This is a genomic window from Stagnihabitans sp. (assembly GCF_964946895.1).
The window spans coordinates 1-23,618 of the sequence record NZ_CBBQHX010000001.1; the positions used below are offsets into that span (position 1 = coordinate 1).

The window sequence follows — 23,618 nt, forward strand, 5'->3', positions numbered from 1 at the left end:
GCGGGCCAGATCGGCCGCAAGTTCGATTTCCTTGTTCAGGAGTTCCTGCGCGAGGCCAACACGCTCTGCTCCAAGGCGCAGTCGATTGCCCTGACCCGCATCGGCCTTGACCTCAAGACGGTCATCGATCAGATGCGCGAACAGGTGCAAAACGTGGAATGAACATGCTGCGACGCGGGCTATTGCTGATCTTGTCCTCTCCCTCGGGTGCGGGGAAGTCCACCTTGTCGCGGCGGCTGATGGAATGGGACCGCAGCTTGCGGTTCTCGGTGTCCGCCACCACGCGCAAGCCCCGGCCCGGCGAACAGGACGGCCGCGAATACTACTTCCGCAGCCGCGAGGCGTTTGAGACGCTGGTCCGTGACGGCCAGATGCTGGAACATGCCGAGGTGTTCGGCAATTTCTACGGCTCTCCGCGTGGCCCGGTAGAGGCTGCGATGGCCGAAGGGCGCGATACCCTCTTTGACATCGACTGGCAGGGTGGCCAGCAGATCCGCAACTCGGCCCTCGGGCGGGATGTCGTGTCGGTTTTCGTGTTGCCGCCCTCGATTGCGGAACTGGAAAGCCGGCTCAGGGGCAGGGCGCAGGACAGCGAAGCCGTGATTGCCGAGCGCATGGCGAAAAGTGAGTCCGAGATCAGCCACTGGGCGGAATACGACTACGTGATCGTGAATCACGATCTGGACAGGGCGTTCAACGAATTGGTGACGATTTTGCAGGCAGAACGTCTGCGCCGTGACCGCCAGCCGCAGCTGGCGGATTTCGTGCGCAGTCTCAACCGGGAGTTTTCGGCGCGATGAAGTATTCGCTGGATGGTGTGGCCCCGGAAGTGGGCGTTGGGGCGTGGATTGCGCCCTCGGCTGTCGTGGTTGGCAAGGTCGTGCTGGAGGATGAGGTCAGCATCTGGTTCGGCGCCACGATCCGCGGCGACAACGAGATGATCTGGGTCGGCCAGGGCTCCAACATTCAGGAAAACTGCGTGCTGCACACCGACTGGGGTTATCCCCTGCGGATTGGCGCCAATTGCACCATCGGCCACCGCGCCATGCTGCACGGCTGCACGATTGGCGAGGGCACGCTGATCGGCATGGGTGCGACGATCCTGAACGGCGCGAAGATCGGCAAGGGCTGCCTGATCGGCGCCTGCGCCCTGATCACCGAGGGCAAGGAAATTCCGGACGGGTCTTTGGTGATGGGCTCGCCCGGCAAGGTGGTGCGGGTGCTGGACGCCGAGGCGCAGGCCGGGCTGCTGAAATCGGCGGCGGGCTACCGGGCCAATGCGCAGCGCTTCGCCAAGGGGCTGACCGAAATCGGCACCTGAAAAAGGGGGCCACTGGCCCCCTTTTCCCAGTCGCTGCAGCGTCAGCCCCAGACGGCCTGACGGGCGATGCGGTCGGCATCGCCGGGGCTGATGCCCAGATCACGCTCTTCGGCGGGGGACAGACGGGCGATTTCATCGCGCGTGAAGCGGTACAGCGCGTGTTGTTGGGCATAGGTGCGATAGGCGGCATACAGATTTTTCATGGGTATCTCCTGTGGGTTGGGAGGGGGCCTTAGCCCCAGACAGCCTGATGGGCGATGCGGTGGGCGTCCTCGGGGAAGATCCCCAGGTCAAGGGCCACCGAGCGCGGCAGGCTTGCGATCTCGTCCCGCGTCCGGCGATAGGCCAACTGGCGGGCCAGTTCGACGCGGTACTTGGCAAACAGAGATTTCATTGTCGTCACTCCTTTCGGTCTGGTGCAGGTTGCCCTGCACTCGACCAATATGGGCCGATTGTTTGCGCAAACAACGCCTCTTGCTGCGATGCAGCATTGCGCTGGGTGCATGTGTGCCGCAAAAATAGAATGGCTATAACGTTTTCGGTTACCATCGCGTTACCGCCGCCGATTTGCCATGCAACCGGAAAAGGCGGCCGACGGGGTGCGGCCCGGATCGGGGCGAAACGGAAAAGGGGCCCGAGGGCCCCTTGCTGGTTCATCCGGAAGGTCATGTTCTGCGGGCAATCAGCCCCAGACGGACTGGCGGGCCAAACGCTCGGCATCGCCGGGGTAAATGCCCAGATCCAGCGCCTCGGCCGGGCTCAGATGCGCGATTTCATCGCGGGTCCGGCGGTAAAGGGCGTGTTGTCTGGCATAGCTTTTGTAGGCGGCAAGTAGATTTTTCATCGGTTTATTCCTGAATGGGCCGGGACCATCCCGGCCAGCGGGGCCATCAGCCCCAGACAGCCTCGCGGGCGATCTGGTCGGCATCTTCGGGGAAGAAGCCAAGATCGAGCGCCATCGAACGGGGCAGACGCGCAATCTCGTCACGGGTCCGGCGGTAGGCTGCACGCTTGGCAAGCTCGGCACGGTACTGGGCAAAGAGGGTTTTCATCGGCGTCTGTCCTTTTCGATCCTTGCGGTGGTTGGCCCGATTGGCTTTCCCCTTCCGCATGGCTGGAATATGGACGTTTTCGCGCCGTGAACAACGAACAATGCTGCGATGCGGCGTTGCGCTGAATGCATAGGTCATGCAAAATCTACTTAACGATCGGCGCCCCGACCCTTCGCCGACCATTCGCCCTTCCGATTCTTCGCTGAAAAATCGGGACCTTTGAACGAAAAAGGGCGCCCGAAGGCGCCCCTTGCCGACCATGTCACAGGTCTCAGATCAACTTGCCCATCGCGACAGCGGTATCCGCCATCCGGTTCGAGAAGCCCCATTCGTTGTCGTACCACGACAGGATGCGCACCATGGTGCCATCCATGACCTTGGTCTGGTCCATGTGGAACACGCTGGAGTGCGGGTCGTGATTGAAGTCAGACGACACATTCGGCTGATCAGTGAAGCCCAGAATGCCGACCAGCGGGCCGGTGGTGGCCGCAGCGCGGATCGCCTCGTTGATTTCGGCCACGGTGGTCGATTTCTTGGCTTCGAACACCAGATCGACGACCGAAACGTTCGGTGTCGGCACCCGGATCGCGACGCCGTCCAGCTTGCCCTTCAGTTCCGGCAGAACCAGACCCACGGCCTTGGCCGCCCCGGTCGAGGTCGGGATCATGCTCAGCGCCGCAGCGCGGGCGCGGTACAGGTCCTTGTGCATCGTGTCCAGCGTCGGCTGGTCGCCGGTGTAGGAGTGGATCGTGGTCATGAAGCCCTTCACGATGCCGATCGAATCGTTCAGCACCTTGGCGACCGGCGACAGGCAGTTGGTCGTGCAGGACGCGTTCGAAACGACCAGATCGGCGGCGGTCAGCGTCTGATGGTTCACGCCGTAAACGATGGTCTTGTCCGCGCCATCGCCGGGGGCCGAGATCAGCACGCGCTTGGCGCCGGTCGACAGATGCGCCTGCACCTTGTCTTTCGAGGTGAAGATGCCGGTGCATTCCAGAATGATATCGACATCACCCCAAGGCAATTCGGCCGGGTTCTTGATCGCGGTGACCTTCATCGGGCCGCGGCCCACGTCGATCGTGTCAGCCGTTGTGGTGACCACATGCGGGAAGCGCCCGTGCACCGAATCGAACCGCAGCAGATGGGCGTTGGTTTCCACCGGCCCCAGATCGTTGATGGCGACGACTTCGATATCCGTGCGGCCGGATTCAAGAATGGCGCGCAGCACATTGCGCCCGATGCGGCCGAAACCGTTGATGGCGACTTTGACAGTCATGACGAACTCCTGGAAAAAGGATGACGATTCATGTGGGCCTGCGCGCTAAATTCGCCAGAAACGCCCCGGATTCAACCGCTGATTTGCGGCTTAGCGCCAGAATTGCAGGTATTCTTGCAACGATATGATGTCCTGGATCAAGAAAAGCGTTCCCCGCGCGCCATTGAGCGTAACATCGCCGACGATTGCCAGCGCGATCAGCCCCGCCACAACCAGATAGCCATGTTCTTTCACCGCCCGTCTCCTGTTTTTCGGGCCCCGGCCCCGACTTTGCGCCGGTCTGCCGCGCCCGGGCGCTTTGCAAAGCCCTCCGGCATCCCTAGATAGACCCAAAGTGGTGAAGGGCTGGTGGATGAGCGGACTTTTGGCATTGTTGGATGATGTGGCGGCGATTGCCAAGGTGGCAGCCGCTTCGGTCGATGATATCGCGGGGGCAGCGGCCAAGGCCGGGGCCAAGGCCGCCGGCGTGGTGATCGACGACACCGCCGTGACCCCGACTTATGCCACGGGCTTCGCCGCCGAGCGCGAATTGCCGATCATCTGGCGGATCTCGCTGGGGTCCTTGAAGAACAAGCTGGTCATCCTCCTGCCGATCGCCCTGCTTCTGGAGAATTTCCTGCCCGGTGCCATTGTCCCGCTGCTGACCTTCGGCGGTGCCTATCTGTGCTTTGAAGGGGCCGAGAAGGTGTTCCACGCCCTCGCCCCCCAGGCCGATCCAGAGGTCGCCGAAGACTTTGACGTGGCCGATCCCGCCCATCTGGAGCAGCAAAAGGTCGCCGGGGCGATCAAGACCGATTTCATCCTCTCGGCCGAGATCATGACCATTGCCCTCGGCGCCATCCCCGAAGGCGCCTTCTGGGCCGAGGCGATCACCCTGGCCATCGTCGGGGTGATGATCACGGTGCTGGTCTATGGCTCGGTGGCGCTGATCGTGAAGATGGATGACATTGGCCTGTTCCTCGCCCGACGCGCGCGCCTGTCGGTGACCCGTAGCCTTGGCCGCGGGCTGGTGGCCGCAATGCCGCCGCTGCTCGGCTTCCTCTCGACGCTCGGCACCGCGGCGATGCTTTGGGTCGGCGGGCAGATGGTGGTGCACGGGCTGGAAGTGTTCGGCTTTCCCGGACTTTACGACACCTTCGAGCGTTGGTCCGAGGGCATGGGCCATGCCATTCCCCTGCTGGAGGGGCTCACCGTCTGGGCCACCCGCGCCGCCCTCGACGGTGTGGTGGGGCTGATCCTCGGCCTCGCGCTGATCCCGCTCGCCACCCGGGTCATCAGCCCGCTGATCGAACGCGTGACCGGACAGCAAAACGCCGGACACTAGGCCCGGCTGTCCTTTCAGACTTGTTCAAATATCCACCGGGGATTCTCAAGGGGAGGCGTGCCTCCCCTTGAGGCAGGGGGTGCGGGGGGCCGGAGCGCCCGGAAAACCTTCCGGTGGACGGTTTTCAGCGAAGGCCGCCGCGCAAAGCCTTGCGCGGCTAGGCCCCCCGCTGCTCCTCACAAAAGTGACTTCGCCAAAGCCGCGGTCGCTTCTGCCGTAATCCCGAACTCCTTGTACAGCCGGTCAATCGGGGCCGAGGCGCCAAAGCTGTGCATGCCGATGAAGCCCGCCTTGGCCTCGCGGCCGCGCTCGCCCAGCAGCCAGCGGTCCCAGCCCTGCCGCACACCGGCTTCCACCGCGATGCGGACGGTGCCGGCGGGCAAGACCTTCTTGCGATAGGCCTCGTCCTGGGCCGCGAACAGTTCCATGCAAGGCATGGACACAACGCGTGTGCCGATGCCCTCGGCCTCCAGCGCGTCGCGGGCCTTGAGCGCGATTTCCACTTCCGAGCCGGTGGCCATCAGGATGACCTGACGCTTGGCCACGGCTTCGGCCAGCACATAGGCGCCCTTGGCGGTCAGGTTGGCGTTGGAATGGGTGGTGCGCACGGTCGGCAGGTTCTGCCGCGACAGCGCCAGCACCGAAGGCGTCGTCTTGGTGGTCAGCGCCAGTTCCCAAGCTTCCGCGGTTTCCACCAGATCGGCGGGGCGGAAGACATGGGTGTTGGGTGTCGCGCGCGAAATCGCCAGATGCTCGACCGGCTGGTGGGTCGGGCCGTCTTCGCCCAGACCGATGGAATCGTGGGTCATCACGTAAACCACCGGAATCCCCATCAGCGCCGACAGACGCATCGACGGACGCGCATAGTCGGTGAAGCACATGAAGGTGCCGCCATAGGGCCGCACGCCGCCATGCAGCGCCATGCCGTTCATCGCCGCCGCCATGCCGTGTTCCCGGATGCCGAAATAGATGTAGCGGCCCTTGCGGTCTTCGGGCGTGAAGACACCCAGATCCGGCGTCTTGGTGTTGTTCGAGCCGGTCAGGTCAGCCGAGCCGCCGATGGTTTCAAACAGCACCGGATTGACCGCCGTCAGCACCTTTTCCGACGCCGCCCGGGTGGCGAGCTTCGGCTTGGCCTCCGACGCCGCCTTCTTCACCTCGGCAATCGCCTTCTTCAAACCCTTGGGCGCGTCACCCGCGAAGATGCGGGTCAGCAGCTCGCGCTTGGCGGCGGGCAGGGCGTCGACGCCCTTTTGCCACTCGACCCGCGCAGCCGCACCCCGGGCGCCAAAGGCCTCCCATTCCGCCTTGATCTTGTCGGGGATGACGAAGGGCGCTTCGTGCCAGCCATAAGCCGCCTTGGTGTCGGCCATCAGCTTCGGGTCGGTCAGGGCGCCGTGGCCCTTGGAGGTGTCCTGCGCGGACGAGCCCAAGGCGATATGCGTCTTGCAGGCAATCAACGACGGACCGCCCGACGCCTTGGCCTCGGTCAGCGCGCGGTCGATGTCCACGGGATCATGGCCGTCGCAGTCAAACACGTTCCAGCCCGACGCCGCAAAGCGCGCCTTCTGGTCGGTCACGTCAGAAATCGAGACCTTGCCGTCGATGGTGATGCCGTTGTTGTCCCACAGAACAATCAGGTTCTCCAGCTTCTGCTTGCCGGCCAGGGCCAGAGCTTCTTGGCTGACGCCCTCCATCAGGCAGCCGTCGCCGGCGATCACATAGGTGCGGTGGTTCTGCACCTTGGCCCCAAGACGGGCGCGCAGATTGGCCTCGGCAATGGCAAAACCCACGGCATTGGCGACGCCCTGACCCAGCGGCCCGGTCGTGGTTTCAATGCCGGCGGCATGGCCATATTCCGGGTGGCCGGCGGTGCGCATGCCCCACTGGCGGAAGCCCTTGATCTGGTCCAGCGTGATATCCTCGTACCCGGTCAGGTACAGGACCGAGTAAAGCAGCATCGAGCCGTGGCCCGCCGACAGGATGAACCGGTCACGGTCCGGCCAATGCGGCGCCTTGGGGTCAAACTTCAGGTGCTTTTCGAACAGCACCGTGGCCACATCGGCCATGCCCATCGGCATGCCAGAGTGGCCGGAATTGGCGGCGGCAACCGCATCAAGCGTCAGCGTGCGGATGGCGCAGGCGCGCATCCAATGCTCGGGGTGGCGAGTGCGGAGGGTTTCGATGTCCACTTGGGTGTCCTTGTCTGACAAAAGGGGCAGGCCGGCGAATGCGGTCGTCAATATCAGCCTCACGGCCAAGTTCAAGCGGTGGTGCCCAAGTTAGGGCCTTCGAAGGCAAATTGCGCCAAGAACGGCCTTGACGACGGGGCCGAAGCCTCCTCAAGCTAAAGCGACCCCAGACCTTGCAACCAGAGAGTACCGATGGCCGATTTCGCCGAACTGGAACAGCGCATTGCCGCAGCGCTGGCGCGGATCAGCGCCGGAGTTGAGCGCATCGCATCGCCCACCGACGCGCCCAGTGCAGCGCAAGCGCAGGAAATCGCCCATCTGCGCGCCGCGCTGGACGCCGAACGCGCGGCCCGTGTCGCCGCAGATGCCGCGCTGGATGATCTGCAATCGCCGGCGCCCCCGGCCGATCCCTCCGAGATGGACCGCCTGACCCGGCAACTTGACGCGCAGGGTCTGGACAACCAGCGCCTGCGCTCGTCTGTGGCGCAGCTGCGCGAAGAGTTGCGCCGCCTGCGCGAGGCCGCTGAACGGGGCACCGCAGACGCCGCCCTGATCAACCGCGCCCTGCACGCCGAACTGGAGGCGCTGCGTGCCGTGCGCGCCTCGGAAATCACCGAAATGGCGGATATTATGGCCACACTTGGCCCGATCGTCGATGCCGAGGAGGCCCGCGCCCATGCCTGATCTGGAAATCACCATCGGGGATCGCAAGTTCTACGTCTCCTGCCGGGTTGGAGAAGAGCATTTCCTGAATGCCGCCGCCAAGCTTCTGGACAGCGAGGCCACCCCCCTGCAGGCCCAGATGGGCCGCCTGCCCGAAGCGCGGATGCTGTTGATGGCAGGCCTGATGCTGGCCGACCGCACTGCCAGCCTCGAAGATGAACTGCGACAGGCACGCGCCAAGCTGGCCGAACTGCACAGCCATGCCGCCGCAGCGCCTGCCGCCGATTCGGCCGGCATCGACCCAGCCGCCCTTGAAGAACAGCGTCAGGCCGATGCCGCCTTGGCCCAAGCACTGGCGCAGTTGGCCAGCCGGGCCGAAACCCTCGCCGATCACATCGAAGAGCGGATCGCGTGACCTTGCCCGGCGCCGTCTTGGTCCGTCCGATCCTGACCCACCTGACGGCTTTCGCGTTGACAGGCCTGATCCTTGCCGCCTGCGTACAAACGCCGGTGGCAGCCCCGCCGCCGCCGGACCTGCCGGGCAAGACGCTGCATTACACTTGCGGCGATGGCGGCCACCTGGCGGTCACCTATGGCGCGGGTCAGGTCACCCTTGCAGGTCCCGAAACCCTGCTGGCCGACGAGACCAACCCCAACCGCTACAGCTGGCCCTCGGATGGCACGCATCATGTCTGGACGCTGGACGGTGCCATGGGCACGCTGGCGTTGCAGGACGGGACCAAGGGCACGCAAACCGTGGTGCACGCCGCCTGCAAGGCGGATGGAATTGCCCGGTAGGGCAGGGCACCGGTCCATCCAGGCCACGATTTTTCTACGAAAAATCAGGTTTACAGGGAAGAACCGATTTTTCGCCGAAAAATCGGATCGTTCTGCCGAAGGGCGCCACTGTCAATAACCCGCGCCGCAGGGGCGCGGGTCAGGCCTTGATCAGGCTTCCTTGTTCGCTTCGCGGATCTTGGCCGCGGCTTCCTTGTTGAAGGCCACGCCCTTGGCTTCCAGAAGCTGGTCCAGCTCGCCCGACAGGGTCATCTCGGTCACGATATCGCAGCCGCCGACGAATTCACCCTTGACGTAAAGTTGCGGGATGGTCGGCCAGTCCGAGAAGTCCTTGATCCCCTGACGGATTTCGGCATCGGCCAGAACGTTCACATCGGCATATTCGATGCCCATGTAGTTCAAAACGCCCGCGACGCGGGAGGAAAACCCGCATTGCGGCATCATCTTGGTGCCCTTCATGAACAGAACGACGTCGTTCTTGGTCACGGTATCCTTGATCGTCTCAATCGCGGTCATGTGCTCGGTTCCTTTTGCCGCCGGTCAGACCCTGCGGACTGTTCATGTCAACAAAACGCGTCGCAGGGACGCTGCGTCACTCCGGCGCCTTGGTCGTCAAAGCCAGCGCGTGCAACTCGCCGTGTGCGCCGTCCATCTTGCCTTTCAGGCTGGCATAGACCGCGCGCTGTTGCTGGACGCGGTTCATGCCCTTGAAGCTGGCGTCGATCACCTCGGCGGCCCAATGGTTGCCGTCGCCGGCAAGGTCGGTGATCGTGATCTGCGCGGCCGGAAAGCTGGCGCGGATCAGGGCTTCGATGTCGCGGGCTTCCATCGCCATCCGGGGACTCCTTGCCTTTCGGCAGATCTTGGGCTTTTCAGCCGTTCTTGGCATTGCACCAGATTTAGGACGGCGGGGGCAGGCTTGCAACCCCGCCCCGCGCACAGCCCTCGCGATGCGGTGCTCAGGCCACGGCCTTGGCAAAGGCCGTGCGGTACAGCCGCGACAGGTCTGCCAGCGGAGCCGCTTCGGCCCCGAAGGCCACGACCGTGCCGCCAAACCTGCCCACGCGTGCCGCGGGCACCCCGGCTTCTGCCGCATGGGCCAGCAATTTGCTGGCCTTGGCGGGCGTCAGGGCCACCAGATAGCGCGCCTGATCCTCGCCAAACAGCTGCGCGGTGTCCGAAACCGTCAGCGTCACGCCAAGGCCCGCGCTGTCGGCCATCTCGAAGGCCGCCAAGGCAAGACCGCCATCGGACAGGTCATTGCAGGCGTGGAACGCCCGGCCATTGGCCCGGATGAAGCTGCCATGCGCCTTTTCAGCCGCCAGATCGACCGCCGGCGCATCGCCCGCCTCGATCCCGAAGGCCTCGGCCAGCAGGGCCGACTGACCCAGATGGCCCTTGGTTGCGCCAATCAGCACTGCCACGTCGCCGTCCTGCGCCAGGCCGCCAATCAGATCGCCTGCATCCTGCAGCAGGCCCACCGCGCCAATCGTCGGCGTCGGCAGGATGCCCTTGCCATCGGTCTCATTGTAAAGCGACACGTTGCCCGACACGATCGGCATGTCGAGCGCGATACAGGCCTCGCCAATCCCTTTCAGCGCGCCCACCAATTGGCCCATGATCTCGGGCTTTTCGGGGTTGCCGAAGTTGAGGTTGTCGGTGGTGGCAAGGGGCAGCGCCCCCACGGCGCACAGGTTACGGTAGGCCTCCGCCACGGCCTGGCGGCCCCCTTCCGTCGGGTTGGCCATCACATAACGCGGCGTCACATCAGAGGTGAAGGCCAGCGCCTTCTTCGTGCCATGCACCCGCACCACGCCGGCCCCAATGCCGGGGCGACGGATGGTATCGGCCAGCACCTGGCTGTCATACTGTTCATAAACCCAGGATTTCTGCGCGTAGGACGCCGCGCCGATCAAAGCCTTGAGGCCGTCCATCGCCCCGATCGCCGGCACCTCGCCCAAGGGCGCGGCCGCAGGCGTCGCCACCCAAGGCCGATCATACTCCGGCGCCGAGGATGACAGTTTCGACAGGGGCAGATCGGCCTTCACGTCCTTGCCATGCAGGATCAGGAAGCGGTCCTCGGCAATCGTTTCGCCCACAATCGCGAAATCCAGATCCCATTTCACGAAGATCGCCCGCGCCACAGCCTCAAGCTCGGGCTTGAGCACCATCAGCATGCGTTCCTGAGATTCCGACAGCATCATCTCATAGGCCGTCATATGCGTCTCGCGCTGCGGCACGGCGTCCAGCTGCAGCTTGATGCCCAAGCCGCCCTTGTCGCCCATTTCCACCGCCGAACAGGTCAGGCCAGCCGCCCCCATGTCCTGAATGGAGATCACCGCCCCCGAGGCCATCAGCTCCAGACACGCTTCCAGCAGGCGCTTTTCGGTGAAGGGGTCGCCAACCTGCACCGTCGGGCGCTTTTCTTCGATCGAGGCGTCGAATTCAGCCGAGGCCATCGTCGCCCCGCCCACCCCGTCCCGCCCGGTCTTGGCCCCCAGATAGACCACCGGCATCCCCACGCCCGAGGCGACCGAGTAGAAAATCTTGTCGGCATCCGCCAAGCCCGCCGCAAAGGCGTTGACCAGACAGTTGCCATTATAGCTGCGGTGAAACCGCACCTCGCCGCCAACGGTCGGCACGCCAAAGGCATTGCCATAGCCGCCCACGCCCTCCACCACGCCCTTGACCAGATGCGCGGTCTTGGGGTGCGAGGGCACGCCAAAGGACAGCGAATTCATCGCCGCAATCGGCCGCGCGCCCATGGTGAACACATCGCGCAGGATGCCGCCCACACCCGTCGCCGCCCCCTGATAGGGCTCAATATACGACGGGTGGTTGTGGCTCTCCATCTTGAAGATCACGGCCTGACCGTCGCCGATATCCACCACGCCGGCATTCTCGCCCGGCCCGCAGATCACCTGCGGCCCCGTGGTCGGCAGCGTGCGCAGCCATTTCTTCGACGACTTGTAGGAACAATGTTCATTCCACATCGCCGAGAAGATGCCCAGTTCGGTGAAGGTCGGCACGCGCCCGATGATGCCCAGCAGGCGTTCATATTCGTCGGGCTTCAGGCCGTGACGGGCGATCAGTTCCGGCGTGATGGTTGGCTCGGCCATGGCGGTCTCCTGAAGCGGGGTTGCGGCCTCTTAGGACAAGCCGGGGGGCAGGAAAAGAGGCGCTTTGCAAGGGCACCGTCCCATCGTCAGATTTTTTGCGGTGCAATGTCGAATCTGCGGCATGATGGGCGTCCTTGTGGGGCGAAATGAAAAAAAGGACATCTCATGACCTTCCCGATCACCGCCCCCTTCGCCGCCGCCCTGACCCTGATCTTCATCGCCCTCACCCAACTTGTGATCTTCGCCCGGCAGAAAGCCAAGGTCGCCTTGGGCGATGGTGGCAGCCCGCTGGTGCTGCAAGCCATGCGCCGACAGGCCAACTTCGTCGAGAATGTGCCGCTGACCCTTCTGCTGATGGCGCTGGCCGAGGCGGGCGGGGCAGGGGCCACGCTTTTGACGGCCCTTGGCGCCGTGCTGGTGCTGGCCCGCCTGATCCATCCCTTCGGCATCCGCGCCGACGCCCCCGCCCATCCCGCCCGCATTCTCGGCGCGGTGGCCACTTCCGGCATCCAGCTGGTGCTGGTCGTCGTCTTGCTGCTGCACCGTTTCGCCTGATCCCCAGCCCCTCAGAAAGGAGACATCATGCAATACCTCGCCCTGATCTACGCCGCGCCCGAGGCGCAGCCCGCCTATGGTACGCCCGCCTTCCAGCAGATGATCGACGCCTACAACGCCCTGACAGCCCGCCTGAAAGCCGACCGCGTCTTTGTCGCCGGTGACGCGCTGAAATCGGTCGAGACCGCCACCTCGGTTCGCCTGCGCGGCGGCAAGGTGGAAACCATGGACGGCCCTTTTGCCGAAACCAAAGAGCATCTGGGCGGCTATTACCTGATCGACGTGCCAGACCTCGACACCGCGCTGAAATATGCGGCCCTGATCCCCTCTGCGGCCTTCGGCACGATCGAAGTCCGCCCGGTCCTTGCCTGATGCCCGATCTTGCCCCCGATTCCACGCTGGCGGCTGTTCTGGGCCGCACCCTGCGCGCGGACCGGGGGCGGATCATGGCGGCGCTGATTTCCCGGGTCGGGGATTTCCAACTGGCCGAGGACGCTTTGCAGGACGCCAGCGCCTCGGCCCTGATCCATTGGGGCCGCTCGGGCGTGCCCACGCGGCCCGAGGCCTGGCTGATCCGCGTGGCCTTCCGCAAAGCCATCGACCGCCTGCGCCGCAGCGCGCGCGATGCCCGCCAGACCGCGGCCCTGACGCTCTTGGCCCGCGACGAGGCCGAGGAGGCGGCAGCAATCCTCGACGACCGGCTGCGCCTGATCTTCACCTGCTGCCATCCGGCGCTTGATCCGAAATCCCGCGTCGCCCTGACCCTGCGCAGCATCGCGGGCCTGTCCACTGCCGAAATCGCCCGCGCCTTTCTGGACGCCGAACCCACCATGGCCCAGCGCCTGACCCGCGCCAAAACCAAACTGCGCGAAGCCGGGGTTCCCTTCATCATCCCCGGCCCCGAGGATTGGCCCGCCCGGCTGCACTCGGTTCTGACGGTGGTCTATCTGATCTTCAACGCAGGCTATACCGCAGGCCCGCAAGAACCCCGCGACCTGTGCGAAGAGGCGATCTTCCTGGCCCGCATGATCGCCGATCTCAGCCCGGAAAACTCGCCCGATCTGGCCGAGGTCGAGGGCTGCCTGGCCCTGATGCTGCTGACCCACGCCCGCAAGGCCGCCCGGGTGGTAGAGGGCGTCAGCGTGCCGCCGGCGGCGCAGGACCGCAGCCGTTGGGATGCCGTCGCTGTGACCGAAGGGCTGGCGCTGATCGACCGGGCGATGGCACGGCGCGCGCCCGGGCCCTACCAGATCAAAGCCGCCATCGCCGCCTGCCACGGGGCCGTCCCGCCCGACTGGCCGCAGATCGTGGCGCTGTATCAGGCGCTGATCCGCCATGAACCCACACCCGTGGTGCATCTGAACCACGCCGTCGCCGTGGCCGAAACCGGGGCGTTGCGGGCCGCTTTGGACCTGATGGAAGCCCTCGCCCCGGCGCTGTCAGCCTATCAGCCCTACCACGCCGCCCGCGCCGAATACCTGACCCGCGCCGAATCCTTCGGCCCCGCCCGCGCCGCCTATGACACCGCCATCGCGCTGGCCGCCTCTTCCGCAGACGCCGCTTATTTGGCCAAACGCCGTGCTGCGCTGCCGCATTGACAGGCAAACCCCGGAAAAATCACGCAAAACCAAAAAAAAGGCCGAGCTTTCGCTCGGCCAAGTCCAACAGGGAGGTATGAGACGACAAGAGCGAACTCGATCATCGCCTCGCTGCCCTAGATAGGCGGTGGGGGTGTTAGCGGCAACGGGAATCAGGCTGCAATCGCGGCATTGCCGCTATGCGTCTTGCGCATGGCTTTCGCATATCTGTCACATCACGAAACATTGCGTGATGGCAAGCCCGCCCCCCGCGTCGCATCTTGGCCGCCCATGCCCGAAAATACGCCTCAATCAGCCCTCGGGCAAGCACTTCAAGGCAAGGTCAATCCTGCTGGCGCTGCCGGAAGGCCATGATCTCTTCCATCACGAAGTCGCGGAACGCCGCCACCCGCTTGGAATGGCGCAATTCTTCCGGATAGGCCAGAAACACCGGAACCTCGCCGCTTTCCACATCCGGCAACACCCGCACCAGATGCGGGCTGTCTTCCGTGACATAGTCGGGCAGCACGCCAATCCCCAGATGGTTCAACACCGCCTGCAATACGCCGAAATAGTTGTTCACGTTCAGCGTCGACGGAATGTCATGGCTCATCAGTTCCGCCACCAGCAAGGCACCCGCCGCCACCTGCGCCGTGCCCGCATGCTGGCAGATCAGCCGGTGCGAGGTCATCTCTTCCATCGAATGCGGGGTGCCGTGCTCTTCCAGATATTTCGGCGTCGCATAAAGCCGCATCCGGATCTGCATCAGACGCTTGCGGATCAGGTCGGCCTGCGTGGGTTCCTTCATGCGGATCGCCACATCGGCCTCGCGCATCGGCAAGTCCAGCACCCGCTCTTCCAGCATCAGGTCGATCTTCAGCGCCGGATATTTCTTGTACAAGGCGGCCAGACGCGGGGCCAGCCACAGCGTGCCAAAGCCCGTGGTCGTCGTCACCCGCAATTCGCCGAACACCTCGTCCTCGCTGTCGCGGATCCGCGCCGCCGCCGCCTCCAGCCGCCGCACCATCTGGCTGGTCGCGTCAAACAGCAACTCGCCCTGTTCGGTCAGGATCAACCCGCGCGCGTGGCGGTGGAACAGCGTCACGGACAGGCTTTCCTCCAGCGCGCGGATCTGGCGGCTGACGGCAGACTGGCTCAGATGCAGCACATCCCCGGCATGGGTCAAAGAGCCCTTGTCGGCCACGGCATGAAATATGCGAAGTTTGTCCCAATCCATCACGGCAAGTCCTCCCCCGCATACGACGCTAACATGGCGACCTCTGTGGCCCAAGAAGTTCCGCCTGTAAACCGCTTTGGGCCGCCCGACTGTGCTTTCCCTGCGAAAGCCGGCGGCAGACGGCCACGCTTCCCTCTGGGCGCGGCTGGGGGTATCGTGCAGGCCAAAACACCGGAACCGGGCAAAGGGGCAGAGCATGGCGGTTGGCATTTTCGATTCCGGTCTGGGCGGCCTGACCGTTCTGGACGCCGTGGCCCGCAGGCTGCCAGAGGTTCCCTTCGTCTACTTCGGCGACAACGCCCATGCACCCTACGGCGTGCGCACCCACGACGACATCTTCAACCTGACCTGCGCCGCGACCGAGCGTCTGTGGGCCGAGGGGTGCGATCTTGTCATCCTGGCTTGCAACACCGCCTCTGCCGCAGCCCTCAAGCGCATGCAGGAAACCTGGGTTCCGCCCAACAAGCGCGTTTTGGGCGTCTTCGTCCCCCTGATCGAGGCGCTGACCGAACGCCAATGGGGCGACAACTCGCCGCCCCGTGAAGTGGCCGTCAAACACGTGGCCCTCTTCGCCACCCCCGCCACCGTCGCCTCCCGTGCGTTCCAGCGCGAACTGGCCTTCCGCGCCATCGGGGTGGATGTCGAGGCGCAGCCCTGCGGCGGTGTGGTGGACGCCATCGAACAGGGCGACGAGATCCTCGCCGAAGCCCTCGTGCGGTCTCATGTCGAATCGCTCAAGCGCCGCATGCCCCACCCCGAGGCCGCGGTGCTGGGCTGCACCCATTACCCCCTGATGGCCGCCGCCTTTCAAGAAGCGCTGGGGCCAGAGGTGAAGGTCTATTCCCAAGCCAACCTTGTTGCCGAAAGCCTGGCCGACTATCTGCACCGCCGACCCGAGTTTCTGGGTGCAGGTCAGGTCAACAAGTTCCTGACCACCGGCGATCCCCGGAACGTCTCCAGCAAGGCCACCCAGTTCCTGCGCCGCAAGATCACATTCGAGGCCGTCTGACAGGGGGCTTGCGCCTGTGCAGGGTTGTAACTCCATGAAATAAAGGTCGAATACGACCCCGCCAAGCGTGACGAAACACGTGCTACACGAGGATTGGACATGGCCGACGCCGAATTGGTGTGCGCCGGTCCTTGCAAGACAGGCCAAGATCTTCGCCAAGACCACGGCGCGCGCCGCTTGATCACGATGGGTTTCTTGCCGGAACCCAGGGGTGCTGTCGTATGCACGCCAAGGGGAAAGGCCCGGCACATCAACGGCATGAGGAAGCAAATGGACTGGAAACTGCCAGAAACCGACCCGGAGTCTGATGCGCAAGCCGAGTACGACCGGAAGACCGAACCTGAAGACGACATCGCGGATCTGTCCACACCCGGTCGTGTCGAGAAATTCGCCCAAGCCAAGGTCCGGCGCGGGCGCCCGAAAGCGGGGGTGACCAAAGCCTCGGTCCCCCTGCGTCTGGACCCTGACGTGGTGGAACGCTTCAAGTCCGACGGACCCGGCTGGCAAAGCCGCGTGAACGCCGCATTGCGCAAGGTGGCGGGACTGGTGCAGGATTGACCGGTGGATTTCCTGCGGGCCAGAGGCAGCAGTGCCACGTCTCGAAATCTTAACGCTCGAAATCTTAACGAAAGATGAACAGATTTTGCGAAACGCCGCGAAAACAACCGTTTAGACTGGATTGCACGCGTGCAATCCGGCCCCTTTCACACCGCTTGCTTGCGTTTCACCGCTTTTCCCGCCATCCTGATCCTCCGAAAGGAGGCCCCGATGCCCGCAGTTCGTGCTTTCTTCCCGTCCACGCTCAGCCGCCGCACCCTTCTGGCGGCAGTCCCGGCCTCGTTCCTGCCGATCCCCGGACTGGCATTTGAGGCGCGGCCGCAGGCCTGGGCCCCGCGGGTCCTGCCTGAGGTGGCCGGGGTGCCGAACTTCTTTCAGGTCACCCCCCACCTGTACCGCAGCGCCCAGCCCGACGCCGAAGGCTTTCGCGGCCTGCAGGCCATGGGCATCCGGTCCGTTGTCTCGCTGCGCCAAACCGTCAGCGACACACCTTTGGCCGAGGGCACCGGGCTGACCTTGACCCGGGTGGCGATGAAATCGCGGTATGTGGCGGAAAAGAACGGCGCCAAGGTGGTGCAGGCCATGCGTGACCTGCGCGAGGGCATGCGGTCCGGCCCGGTGCTGGTCCACTGCCGCCACGGCTCGGACCGGACCGGCGCGATCTGCGCGCTCTGGCGCATTCTCTATGAGGGCTGGTCCCGTCAGGCCGCGATCGACGAGATGATCGAAGGCGGCTTCGGCTTTCACCCGATCTGGACCAACATCCCGCGCTATCTGCGCGAGGTGGACTTGATCGACCTCAAGGAACGGATCGAATCGTGACATCGCACGCCGACTGGCAAGCCGAACGGCTGGCCGCACTGACGGCCGAGGATGGCTGGCTGAACCTGACCGACCGGCTGGAAATCCCGCCCGGTGGGCAGCGCGTGGGCGCGGCTGCGGGCAATGATCTGGTCCTGTCGGTCGGCCCCGCCCATCTGGGCGTGCTGACCGCCACGGCAAAGACGGCAAGTCTGACGGCAGGGGGCCAGACGCTGACCTTCGCAGCGCAGGGCGGAAACCCGGTCCTGCGCGTCGCGGGTCTGTTGCTGGAACTCCACACGGTCGAGGGTCAACCGGCCCTGCGGGTCCGCGACCTGTCCTTGCGGCCCAAGGCGAACCTGACGTCATACCCCTATGACCCTGCCTGGGTGATCACCGCCCGGTGGGAGGCTTTGGCCGCCCCGCAGGCGCAGTCGGTCGATCAGAAGGGCGCCGGGCCCACCGAGGTCACCCTGACCCACCGCGCCCATTTCACCCATGAGGGCGTCGCGGTGACCCTGCTTGCCACCCATTGGAAAGCGGGCAAGCCGATGTTCGTGATCCGAGATGCCACCGCAGGCGCCGAGACCTACGCCGCCAGCCGCTTCCTGATCGGCGAACCTGCGGGCGACACCATCACGCTGGATTTCAACCGCGCCCACAACCCGCCCTGCGCCTTCACCGACTTTGCCATCTGCCCGCTGCCGCCCCGCGAAAACCGTCTGCCCTTCGCCATCCGCGCCGGAGAGCGCAAGCTTTAGCCCCATCACAGCCGCGTGTGCGCCGGGATTTTCGTTGAAATCGCGGTCGGCCCCCGCTTAGGCTGCGCCGAACGCGGGGGGCAAGACATGCACTATCAGATTGACGGCTCGGTCATGCAGACGGTCACCGTTCAGCTCGACCCCGGTGAGACGGTGTTCAGCCAGACCAACACCATGTGCTGGATGAATGAGGCCATCACGATGGACACCCACACCGGCGGCGGCCTGTTTGCGGGGTTGAAGCGCAGCCTGAGCGGCGGCAGCTTTTTCGTCACCGACTTCACCTCGAAGGGCAAGGGCATGGTGGCCTTCGCCCCGCGCTTTCCCGGCACCATCGTGGCGCGGCAGCTGGCGGCGGGGGAATCGCTGATCTGCCGCAAGGAAACCTTCCTCTTCGCCCAGAAAAGCGTGACGCTGGAGTTGTTCTGGCAAAAGCGCGTCGGCGCCGGTTTCTTCGGTGGCGACGGCTTCATGCTGCAAAAGGTCACGGGACCCGGCATGGTCTGGCTGGATGTGTCGGGCGAGAAGGTGGAAATGGATCTGGCGCCGGGCGAAAAGCTCCTGGTCCATGCCGGCCACGTCGGCATCTTCACCCCCTCGGTCCAGTTCGACATCCAGGTGGTGCGCGGCTTCAAGAACGCCCTGTTCGGCGGCGAGGGGCTGTTTTTGGCGACCCTGACCGGGCCGGGGCATATCTGGCTGCAATCCATGCCGATCCTCAATCTGGCCGAGGAAGTCGCCCGCTACATGCCCGGCAAGGATTAGGGGCTGCGGGGCATGACATGACCCTGTCACGCCCTGCGGCATAATTCCTCTTGCATCCCAGCCGCCCCTCGCCAAATAGAGGCGCAGACAGCCACGCCAGAGGAGACGCCCATGCCCTATCAAATCGCCATCCTCGGGGCTTCGGGCTATACAGGCGCAGAGCTGGTCCGCCTGATCGCCACCCATCCCCATATGGAAATTGCCGCCCTGTCCGCCGACCGCAAGGCCGGAATGGACATGGCCGATGTCTTCCCCTTCCTGCGCCATCTGGACCTGCCCAAGCTGGTCAAGATCGAGGAGATTGATTTCGCAAAGATCGACCTGTGCTTCTGCGCCCTGCCGCATGGCACATCGCAGGCGGTGATCGCCGATCTGCCCAAGACCTTGAAGATCGTCGATCTGTCGGCGGGCTTCCGTCTGCGCGAACCCGGGGCATATCAGAAATGGTACGGCGAGCCGCATGTCCACCCCGACTTGCAGGCCGAGGCGGTCTATGGCCTGACCGAGTTCTACCGCACCGAAATTGCCGCTGCGCGTCTGGTCGCCGGCACCGGCTGCAATGCAGCAACCGGGCAATTTGCGCTGCGCCCGCTGATTGCCGCCGGGGTGATTGATCTGGACAGCATCATGATCGACCTGAAGGCCGGCGTCTCGGGGGCAGGGCGCAGCTTGAAGGAAAACCTGCTGCATGCCGAACTGTCGGGCGGCACCCACACCTATTCCATGGGCGGCAAGCACCGCCATCTGGGAGAGTTTGATCAGGAATTCTCGAAAGTCGCCGGGCGTCCGGTGCAGGTCCAGTTCAGCCCGCATCTGCTGCCGATGAACCGGGGCATCCTTGCCACCGTCTATGTGCAGGGCAATCCCGGCCAGATCCACGAGACGCTGCGGACGGCCTACGCCGCCGAGCCCTTCCTGCGCGTGCTGCCCTTCGGCAGCCTGCCCTCGACCCGTGACGTGACCGGGTCGAATTTCTGTCATATCGGCGTGATCGGGGACCGAATTCCCGGACGCGCCGTGGTGGTTGCGGTATTGGACAACCTCAACAAGGGCTCTTCGGGGCAGGCCTTGCAGAATGCCAACCTGATGCTGGGCATCGAAGAAACCACCGGGCTGATGCTGGCCCCGATTTTCCCGTGATCTGAAGAAGGCGAGGATCTGATGGCTGGGCTCAAAGGGCTGAAGAAGAAGCGGCGCATCCAGATCATTGTGGTGGCCTTCGTGGCATTGGCCCTGTCCACCGCGCTGATCGGCTATGCGATGAAGGACGGCATCAACTTCTTCCGCTCGCCCACGCAAGTCACCACCATGCCGCCGCGGCCGGGAGAGCAGTTCCGTCTGGGCGGGCTGGTCGAGGTCGGCTCGCTGGTGCGCGATCAGGGCGATGTGATCACCTTCAAGGTCACCGACACCAAGACCACGGTGCCAGTGTCCTACAAGGGCGTGCTGCCGGACCTGTTTGCCGAAGGCGCCGGCGTCATCGCGATGGGCCAGATGCAGGACGGCACCTTTGTCGCCACCGAAATCCTGGCCAAGCATGATGAAAAATACATGCCCAAGGAAGTTATCGACGCGCTGAAGGCGCAGGGCGTCTACAAGGCCCCCGGTTCGTGACCCCACGCCGCGGCGTGCGCTGCGGTTAACCGATCTTAACCCATTGGGCAGAGCCTTGCCCCGGTCCGCAGCACCGGGGGAGGCCCATGCCCAACGTCCACGACATTGCCTTGGAAATCGTCGCCCGCGAGGGCGGCTTTGTGAACGACCCCGCCGATCCCGGCGGGGCCACCAACCACGGGGTGACCTTGGCCACCCTGCGCGCCCTCGCCCGGGATGTGACACATGACGGCAAGGTCGATGAGGCTGACGTCCGCGCCCTGACCCGCGACGATGCGGTGGAAATCTTCCTGAGCCAGTACTTCGACCGTCCCGGCCTGTCACGCCTGCCCGAACCGGTCCAGCCCTCGGTCTTTGACATGTATGTCAACGCGGGCCTGATGGCGGTCAAGCTTTTGCAGCGCGTGCTGAAGGCCGCGGGCTATCCCCTGAAGGACGATGGCCAGATCGGCCCCCAGACCCTGACCGCCGCCCGGGCCGAGGCGGCCAAGGGCGCGCAATCCCTGATCGACCGCTATGGCGTGGCCCGGCGCGACTTTTACTACAGCCTCGCCGATGCCCGCCCCGCCAGCCGCAAATATGCCTGCCGCCGCGATGGCGGCAAGGGCGGCTGGATCACCCGGGCGGAAAGCTTCATCTCGCCCGCCCTGCGCCTGACCGACGCCCAGCATCAGGCGCGCATCGCCGCCTGGACCAAGTGACCCCAACCCCGAAGGAGAGCCGAATGGACATGTCCACCATCGTCACCCAAGTCGAAACCGCAGCCGAGGATCTGACCGCCGGCGCCGCAGGCCCGCTGCCGCAGGTGCAGATCAAGACGCCCTCTGGCAAGGCCGGCTATGATCACCTGATCGACGCGATCAACCGCCTGCCGCGCCCCTTCATGGCGCTCGGCAGCCTTGGCGTCTTTGTTGCCGCAGGCCTCAACCCGGCGTGGTTTGAAGCCCAGATGCAGGCGCTCAACGCCATGCCGCAGCCGCTGTGGTGGCTGCTTGGTGCGGTGCTGACCATGTTCTTCGGCGCCCGCGAAGCGCATTACATGCGGCAAGATACGCCGCCGAAAGCCTGATCTTTCCCGAAAAGCGGGCGGCGCGCCGGTCTGGTGCGCCGCCCTTGGCGTCTCTGCGCCTTGCCCGCCTTGACCTGAGCGATCCTCTCTGGCATCCCCCTTGGCTGTGAGACAGGATTTGATCAGATGAACCTCTTCGCCGATATCCGCGCCCTTGTTGTGGCCGAACTGACCGCCATGGTCGCCGAGGGCAGCCTGCCGCAGGGCCTCGACTTCGCCAATGTGGCGGTCGAACCGCCCCGCGATGCGGCGCATGGCGACATGGCGACCAACGCCGCGATGGTGCTGTCCAAGCCCGCCGGCAAAGCCCCCCGCGTGATCGCCGACGCCTTGGCCGCCCGTCTTGCCAAGGACCCGCGCATCTCGGCGGCCGAGGTGGCGGGCCCCGGGTTCCTCAACCTGCGCCTGTCCAATCTGGTCTGGCAGGGCGTGGTGAAAGCCGCCCTGACCGATGGCCGCGACTTTGGCCGCTCGCAGGCCGGCGCTGGCCGCAAGGTGAACGTCGAATTCGTCTCGGCCAACCCCACCGGCCCGATGCACGTGGGCCATGTGCGCGGTGCCGTGGTGGGCGATGCCCTGTCTAATCTCCTCGCCTTTGCCGGCTGGGACGTCACCCGCGAATATTACATCAACGACGGCGGCGCGCAGGTCGATGTGCTGGCGCGGTCCGCTTACGAACGCTACCGCGAGGCCAACGGGCTGGAGCCTGAAATCCGCGAGGGTCTGTACCCCGGCGACTACCTCATCCCGGTGGGCGAGGCGCTGAAGGCCAAATACGGCGATACCCTGCTGAACCAGCCCGAATCCGTCTGGCTCTTGGACATCCGCGAATTCGCCACCCAGATGATGATGCAGATGATCCGCGATGATCTGGCACAACTGGGCGTTCAGATGGACGTCTACTCGTCGGAAAAGGCGCTTTACGGCACCGGCAAGATCGAGGCCGCCATCCAGACCCTGCGGGAAGCGGGGCTGATCTATGAAGGCGTGCTGGAACCGCCGAAGGGCAAAACGCTTGAGGATTGGGAGCCGCGCCAGCAGACCCTGTTCCGCTCCACCGCGCATGGCGACGACGTCGACCGTCCGGTGATGAAATCGGATGGCTCCTGGACCTATTTCGCCCCCGACATCGCCTATCACTTCGACAAGGTCCAACGCGGCTTTGACGAGCTGATCGACATTTTCGGCGCCGACCATGGCGGCTATGTCAAGCGGATGAAGGCGGCGGTGGCGGCACTGTCCGGTGGCAAGGTGCCGTTGGACATCAAACTGATCCAGCTGGTCAAACTGTTCAAGAATGGCGAGCCGTTCAAGATGTCCAAGCGGGCAGGGACCTTCGTCACCCTGCGCGATGTGGTCGAACAGGCCGGTGCCGACGTCACCCGCTTCATGATGCTGACCCGCAAGAACGACGTGGCCTTGGATTTCGACTTCGCCAAGGTGCTGGAACAGTCGAAAGACAACCCGGTCTTCTATGTGCAATACGCCAACGCCCGGATCAACTCGGTCCTGCGCAAGGCGCAGGCGGCGGGCATCGACACCTCGGATGCGGCGCTGGCCAAGGCTGACCTCAGCCTCTTGTCGCACCCGGCAGAGATCGACATGGCCCAGCAGATCGCCGAATGGCCGCGCGAAGTGGAAATTGCCGCCAAGGGCAACGAACCGCACCGGATCGCCTTCTTCCTGTACGAACTGGCGTCCGAATTCCACGGGCTGTGGAACAAGGGCAACGACGACCCGTCCTTGCGGTTCTACCAAGAGGGCAATGTCGCCACAACATCGGCGAAAATCGCCCTCATCCGTGCGACGGGCGTTGTGATTTCGGCGGGATTGGCTATCTTGGGCGTCACGCCGGTTGAGGAAATGCGCTAAGACGTTTCACTCCGGATTGAGCAGGCAAAAGCGGGGGCGGCGATGTATCGCGCCT

At 64.6% G+C, this 23,618-nt stretch carries 31 protein-coding genes; 20 read left to right on the top strand and 11 right to left on the bottom strand.

The window, feature by feature from the left end:
* The 3 genes from AC1Y2B_RS00005 to AC1Y2B_RS00015 all read left to right on the top strand — a co-directional run.
* Positions 1 to 162 (top strand): endoribonuclease YicC domain-containing protein (locus AC1Y2B_RS00005; RefSeq protein ID WP_482251266.1); only part of this gene is annotated, 162 nt, incomplete at its 5' end.
* 2 nt (positions 163 to 164) lie between these two features.
* Positions 165 to 800, top strand: a complete 636-nt coding sequence (gmk, locus tag AC1Y2B_RS00010; RefSeq protein WP_482251267.1) for a guanylate kinase — start codon at positions 165 to 167, stop codon at positions 798 to 800.
* Positions 797 to 1,321 (top strand): gamma carbonic anhydrase family protein, encoded by a 525-nt coding sequence (locus AC1Y2B_RS00015; RefSeq protein ID WP_482250982.1) that lies wholly within the window; start codon positions 797 to 799, stop codon positions 1,319 to 1,321. The genes gmk and AC1Y2B_RS00015 overlap by 4 nt, the downstream gene beginning before the upstream one ends.
* 41 nt (positions 1,322 to 1,362) lie before the next feature.
* On the opposite strand, the gene AC1Y2B_RS00020 is transcribed toward AC1Y2B_RS00015, so the two are convergent.
* The 6 genes from AC1Y2B_RS00020 to AC1Y2B_RS00045 all read right to left on the bottom strand — a co-directional run bounded on the left by AC1Y2B_RS00020 (position 1,363) and on the right by AC1Y2B_RS00045 (position 3,883).
* Positions 1,363 to 1,524 (bottom strand): YjiS-like domain-containing protein, encoded by a 162-nt coding sequence (locus AC1Y2B_RS00020; protein ID WP_482250983.1) that lies wholly within the window; start codon positions 1,522 to 1,524, stop codon positions 1,363 to 1,365.
* Positions 1,525 to 1,553: 29 nt separating this feature from the next.
* On the bottom strand, positions 1,554 to 1,715 hold the full coding sequence (locus tag AC1Y2B_RS00025; protein WP_482250984.1) for a hypothetical protein: 162 nt from the start codon (positions 1,713 to 1,715) through the stop codon (positions 1,554 to 1,556).
* Between the two features lie 288 nt (positions 1,716 to 2,003).
* Entirely contained in the window at positions 2,004 to 2,165 is a 162-nt protein-coding gene (locus AC1Y2B_RS00030) for a YjiS-like domain-containing protein (RefSeq protein WP_482250985.1), read from the bottom strand.
* 46 nt (positions 2,166 to 2,211) lie between these two features.
* A complete protein-coding gene (locus AC1Y2B_RS00035; RefSeq protein ID WP_482250986.1) occupies positions 2,212 to 2,511 on the bottom strand; it encodes a hypothetical protein in 300 nt (99 codons plus the stop codon).
* Positions 2,512 to 2,644: 133 nt separating this feature from the next.
* A complete protein-coding gene (gene gap, locus AC1Y2B_RS00040; protein WP_482250987.1) occupies positions 2,645 to 3,649 on the bottom strand; it encodes a type I glyceraldehyde-3-phosphate dehydrogenase in 1,005 nt (334 codons plus the stop codon).
* Between the two features lie 90 nt (positions 3,650 to 3,739).
* Complete coding sequence (locus AC1Y2B_RS00045) at positions 3,740 to 3,883, bottom strand: hypothetical protein (protein ID WP_482250988.1); 144 nt, start codon at positions 3,881 to 3,883, stop codon at positions 3,740 to 3,742.
* Positions 3,884 to 4,001: 118 nt separating this feature from the next.
* Between AC1Y2B_RS00045 and AC1Y2B_RS00050 the strand changes: the two genes are divergently transcribed.
* Positions 4,002 to 4,973, top strand: a complete 972-nt coding sequence (locus AC1Y2B_RS00050) for a DUF808 domain-containing protein (RefSeq protein WP_482250989.1) — start codon at positions 4,002 to 4,004, stop codon at positions 4,971 to 4,973.
* 176 nt (positions 4,974 to 5,149) lie between these two features.
* On the opposite strand, the gene tkt is transcribed toward AC1Y2B_RS00050, so the two are convergent.
* The gene (gene tkt, locus AC1Y2B_RS00055; RefSeq protein ID WP_482251268.1) at positions 5,150 to 7,165 is read right to left on the bottom strand and encodes a transketolase; all 2,016 of its coding nucleotides are present in this window, start codon (positions 7,163 to 7,165) and stop codon (positions 5,150 to 5,152) included.
* 192 nt (positions 7,166 to 7,357) lie between these two features.
* Between tkt and AC1Y2B_RS00060 the strand changes: the two genes are divergently transcribed.
* The 3 genes from AC1Y2B_RS00060 to AC1Y2B_RS00070 are packed head-to-tail and all read left to right on the top strand — an operon-like array spanning position 7,358 to position 8,626.
* A complete protein-coding gene (locus tag AC1Y2B_RS00060; RefSeq protein ID WP_482250990.1) occupies positions 7,358 to 7,849 on the top strand; it encodes a hypothetical protein in 492 nt (163 codons plus the stop codon).
* Positions 7,842 to 8,243: a cell division protein ZapA gene (locus AC1Y2B_RS00065; RefSeq protein WP_482250991.1), complete on the top strand. Its 402-nt coding sequence runs from the start codon at positions 7,842 to 7,844 to the stop codon at positions 8,241 to 8,243. Before AC1Y2B_RS00060 ends, AC1Y2B_RS00065 begins: the two co-directional genes overlap by 8 nt.
* Positions 8,240 to 8,626: a hypothetical protein gene (locus AC1Y2B_RS00070; RefSeq protein ID WP_482250992.1), complete on the top strand. Its 387-nt coding sequence runs from the start codon at positions 8,240 to 8,242 to the stop codon at positions 8,624 to 8,626. The genes AC1Y2B_RS00065 and AC1Y2B_RS00070 overlap by 4 nt, the downstream gene beginning before the upstream one ends.
* A gap of 150 nt (positions 8,627 to 8,776) precedes the next feature.
* On the opposite strand, the gene grxD is transcribed toward AC1Y2B_RS00070, so the two are convergent.
* From grxD to purL, 3 genes are all read right to left on the bottom strand, one after another.
* On the bottom strand, positions 8,777 to 9,142 hold the full coding sequence (gene grxD, locus AC1Y2B_RS00075; protein ID WP_482250993.1) for a Grx4 family monothiol glutaredoxin: 366 nt from the start codon (positions 9,140 to 9,142) through the stop codon (positions 8,777 to 8,779).
* 76 nt (positions 9,143 to 9,218) lie between these two features.
* Positions 9,219 to 9,461, bottom strand: coding sequence for a BolA/IbaG family iron-sulfur metabolism protein (locus AC1Y2B_RS00080; protein ID WP_482250994.1), 243 nt, complete (start codon positions 9,459 to 9,461; stop codon positions 9,219 to 9,221).
* Positions 9,462 to 9,585: 124 nt separating this feature from the next.
* On the bottom strand, positions 9,586 to 11,745 hold the full coding sequence (purL, locus tag AC1Y2B_RS00085; protein ID WP_482250995.1) for a phosphoribosylformylglycinamidine synthase subunit PurL: 2,160 nt from the start codon (positions 11,743 to 11,745) through the stop codon (positions 9,586 to 9,588).
* 165 nt (positions 11,746 to 11,910) lie between these two features.
* On the opposite strand from purL, the gene AC1Y2B_RS00090 reads away from it, so the two are divergent.
* From AC1Y2B_RS00090 to AC1Y2B_RS00100, 3 genes are read left to right on the top strand one after another with little or no spacing between them, the layout of a single operon-like run.
* Complete coding sequence (locus tag AC1Y2B_RS00090; protein ID WP_482250996.1) at positions 11,911 to 12,300, top strand: MAPEG family protein; 390 nt, start codon at positions 11,911 to 11,913, stop codon at positions 12,298 to 12,300.
* Between the two features lie 27 nt (positions 12,301 to 12,327).
* Positions 12,328 to 12,672 (top strand): YciI family protein, encoded by a 345-nt coding sequence (locus AC1Y2B_RS00095; RefSeq protein ID WP_482250997.1) that lies wholly within the window; start codon positions 12,328 to 12,330, stop codon positions 12,670 to 12,672.
* Positions 12,672 to 13,898: an RNA polymerase sigma factor gene (locus AC1Y2B_RS00100; RefSeq protein ID WP_482250998.1), complete on the top strand. Its 1,227-nt coding sequence runs from the start codon at positions 12,672 to 12,674 to the stop codon at positions 13,896 to 13,898. The genes AC1Y2B_RS00095 and AC1Y2B_RS00100 overlap by 1 nt, the downstream gene beginning before the upstream one ends.
* 322 nt (positions 13,899 to 14,220) lie before the next feature.
* Here AC1Y2B_RS00100 and AC1Y2B_RS00105 read toward each other — a convergent pair whose 3' ends face one another.
* Complete coding sequence (locus AC1Y2B_RS00105) at positions 14,221 to 15,114, bottom strand: LysR family transcriptional regulator (protein WP_482251269.1); 894 nt, start codon at positions 15,112 to 15,114, stop codon at positions 14,221 to 14,223.
* A 196-nt stretch (positions 15,115 to 15,310) separates the two neighbouring features.
* Here AC1Y2B_RS00105 and AC1Y2B_RS00110 point away from each other — a divergent pair, with 196 nt between their 5' ends.
* The 10 genes from AC1Y2B_RS00110 to argS all read left to right on the top strand — a co-directional run bounded on the left by AC1Y2B_RS00110 (position 15,311) and on the right by argS (position 23,563).
* The gene (locus tag AC1Y2B_RS00110) at positions 15,311 to 16,123 is read left to right on the top strand and encodes a glutamate racemase (RefSeq protein WP_482250999.1); all 813 of its coding nucleotides are present in this window, start codon (positions 15,311 to 15,313) and stop codon (positions 16,121 to 16,123) included.
* A gap of 270 nt (positions 16,124 to 16,393) precedes the next feature.
* Complete coding sequence (locus AC1Y2B_RS00115; protein ID WP_482251000.1) at positions 16,394 to 16,681, top strand: BrnA antitoxin family protein; 288 nt, start codon at positions 16,394 to 16,396, stop codon at positions 16,679 to 16,681.
* 210 nt (positions 16,682 to 16,891) lie between these two features.
* Positions 16,892 to 17,503 carry a tyrosine-protein phosphatase gene (locus AC1Y2B_RS00120; RefSeq protein WP_482251001.1) on the top strand — a complete coding sequence of 204 codons (612 nt, stop codon included), beginning with the start codon at positions 16,892 to 16,894 and terminating at the stop codon, positions 17,501 to 17,503.
* Positions 17,500 to 18,243 carry a DUF1684 domain-containing protein gene (locus AC1Y2B_RS00125; protein WP_482251002.1) on the top strand — a complete coding sequence of 248 codons (744 nt, stop codon included), beginning with the start codon at positions 17,500 to 17,502 and terminating at the stop codon, positions 18,241 to 18,243. Before AC1Y2B_RS00120 ends, AC1Y2B_RS00125 begins: the two co-directional genes overlap by 4 nt.
* 87 nt (positions 18,244 to 18,330) lie before the next feature.
* Positions 18,331 to 19,008 (top strand): TIGR00266 family protein, encoded by a 678-nt coding sequence (locus tag AC1Y2B_RS00130; protein WP_482251003.1) that lies wholly within the window; start codon positions 18,331 to 18,333, stop codon positions 19,006 to 19,008.
* Positions 19,009 to 19,119: 111 nt separating this feature from the next.
* Entirely contained in the window at positions 19,120 to 20,148 is a 1,029-nt protein-coding gene (argC, locus tag AC1Y2B_RS00135; RefSeq protein WP_482251004.1) for an N-acetyl-gamma-glutamyl-phosphate reductase, read from the top strand.
* Positions 20,149 to 20,169: 21 nt separating this feature from the next.
* Positions 20,170 to 20,622, top strand: a complete 453-nt coding sequence (gene ccmE, locus AC1Y2B_RS00140; RefSeq protein WP_482251005.1) for a cytochrome c maturation protein CcmE — start codon at positions 20,170 to 20,172, stop codon at positions 20,620 to 20,622.
* An 86-nt stretch (positions 20,623 to 20,708) separates the two neighbouring features.
* Entirely contained in the window at positions 20,709 to 21,323 is a 615-nt protein-coding gene (locus AC1Y2B_RS00145) for a holin-associated N-acetylmuramidase (protein WP_482251006.1), read from the top strand.
* 23 nt (positions 21,324 to 21,346) lie between these two features.
* Positions 21,347 to 21,691 carry a 3TM-type holin gene (locus tag AC1Y2B_RS00150; RefSeq protein WP_482251007.1) on the top strand — a complete coding sequence of 115 codons (345 nt, stop codon included), beginning with the start codon at positions 21,347 to 21,349 and terminating at the stop codon, positions 21,689 to 21,691.
* A gap of 126 nt (positions 21,692 to 21,817) precedes the next feature.
* The gene (gene argS, locus AC1Y2B_RS00155; protein ID WP_482251008.1) at positions 21,818 to 23,563 is read left to right on the top strand and encodes an arginine--tRNA ligase; all 1,746 of its coding nucleotides are present in this window, start codon (positions 21,818 to 21,820) and stop codon (positions 23,561 to 23,563) included.
* Positions 23,564 to 23,618: the final 55 nt, after the last annotated feature.

Coding starts and splice junctions, on each gene's coding strand:
- purL (WP_482250995.1), bottom strand. CDS start 11,745: ATGGCCGAGCCAACCATCACGCCGGAACTGATCGCCCGTCACGGCCTG.
- AC1Y2B_RS00115 (WP_482251000.1), top strand. CDS start 16,394: ATGGACTGGAAACTGCCAGAAACCGACCCGGAGTCTGATGCGCAAGCC.
- AC1Y2B_RS00050 (WP_482250989.1), top strand. CDS start 4,002: ATGAGCGGACTTTTGGCATTGTTGGATGATGTGGCGGCGATTGCCAAG.
- argS (WP_482251008.1), top strand. CDS start 21,818: ATGAACCTCTTCGCCGATATCCGCGCCCTTGTTGTGGCCGAACTGACC.
- AC1Y2B_RS00020 (WP_482250983.1), bottom strand. CDS start 1,524: ATGAAAAATCTGTATGCCGCCTATCGCACCTATGCCCAACAACACGCG.
- AC1Y2B_RS00100 (WP_482250998.1), top strand. CDS start 12,672: ATGCCCGATCTTGCCCCCGATTCCACGCTGGCGGCTGTTCTGGGCCGC.
- AC1Y2B_RS00060 (WP_482250990.1), top strand. CDS start 7,358: ATGGCCGATTTCGCCGAACTGGAACAGCGCATTGCCGCAGCGCTGGCG.
- AC1Y2B_RS00030 (WP_482250985.1), bottom strand. CDS start 2,165: ATGAAAAATCTACTTGCCGCCTACAAAAGCTATGCCAGACAACACGCC.
- AC1Y2B_RS00065 (WP_482250991.1), top strand. CDS start 7,842: ATGCCTGATCTGGAAATCACCATCGGGGATCGCAAGTTCTACGTCTCC.
- gap (WP_482250987.1), bottom strand. CDS start 3,649: ATGACTGTCAAAGTCGCCATCAACGGTTTCGGCCGCATCGGGCGCAAT.
- AC1Y2B_RS00095 (WP_482250997.1), top strand. CDS start 12,328: ATGCAATACCTCGCCCTGATCTACGCCGCGCCCGAGGCGCAGCCCGCC.
- AC1Y2B_RS00130 (WP_482251003.1), top strand. CDS start 18,331: ATGCACTATCAGATTGACGGCTCGGTCATGCAGACGGTCACCGTTCAG.
- AC1Y2B_RS00090 (WP_482250996.1), top strand. CDS start 11,911: ATGACCTTCCCGATCACCGCCCCCTTCGCCGCCGCCCTGACCCTGATC.
- AC1Y2B_RS00080 (WP_482250994.1), bottom strand. CDS start 9,461: ATGGCGATGGAAGCCCGCGACATCGAAGCCCTGATCCGCGCCAGCTTT.
- AC1Y2B_RS00150 (WP_482251007.1), top strand. CDS start 21,347: ATGGACATGTCCACCATCGTCACCCAAGTCGAAACCGCAGCCGAGGAT.
- gmk (WP_482251267.1), top strand. CDS start 165: ATGCTGCGACGCGGGCTATTGCTGATCTTGTCCTCTCCCTCGGGTGCG.
- AC1Y2B_RS00015 (WP_482250982.1), top strand. CDS start 797: ATGAAGTATTCGCTGGATGGTGTGGCCCCGGAAGTGGGCGTTGGGGCG.
- AC1Y2B_RS00105 (WP_482251269.1), bottom strand. CDS start 15,114: ATGGATTGGGACAAACTTCGCATATTTCATGCCGTGGCCGACAAGGGC.
- AC1Y2B_RS00035 (WP_482250986.1), bottom strand. CDS start 2,511: ATGACCTATGCATTCAGCGCAACGCCGCATCGCAGCATTGTTCGTTGT.
- argC (WP_482251004.1), top strand. CDS start 19,120: ATGCCCTATCAAATCGCCATCCTCGGGGCTTCGGGCTATACAGGCGCA.
- AC1Y2B_RS00145 (WP_482251006.1), top strand. CDS start 20,709: ATGCCCAACGTCCACGACATTGCCTTGGAAATCGTCGCCCGCGAGGGC.
- grxD (WP_482250993.1), bottom strand. CDS start 9,142: ATGACCGCGATTGAGACGATCAAGGATACCGTGACCAAGAACGACGTC.
- AC1Y2B_RS00025 (WP_482250984.1), bottom strand. CDS start 1,715: ATGAAATCTCTGTTTGCCAAGTACCGCGTCGAACTGGCCCGCCAGTTG.
- AC1Y2B_RS00110 (WP_482250999.1), top strand. CDS start 15,311: ATGGCGGTTGGCATTTTCGATTCCGGTCTGGGCGGCCTGACCGTTCTG.
- ccmE (WP_482251005.1), top strand. CDS start 20,170: ATGGCTGGGCTCAAAGGGCTGAAGAAGAAGCGGCGCATCCAGATCATT.
- AC1Y2B_RS00120 (WP_482251001.1), top strand. CDS start 16,892: ATGCCCGCAGTTCGTGCTTTCTTCCCGTCCACGCTCAGCCGCCGCACC.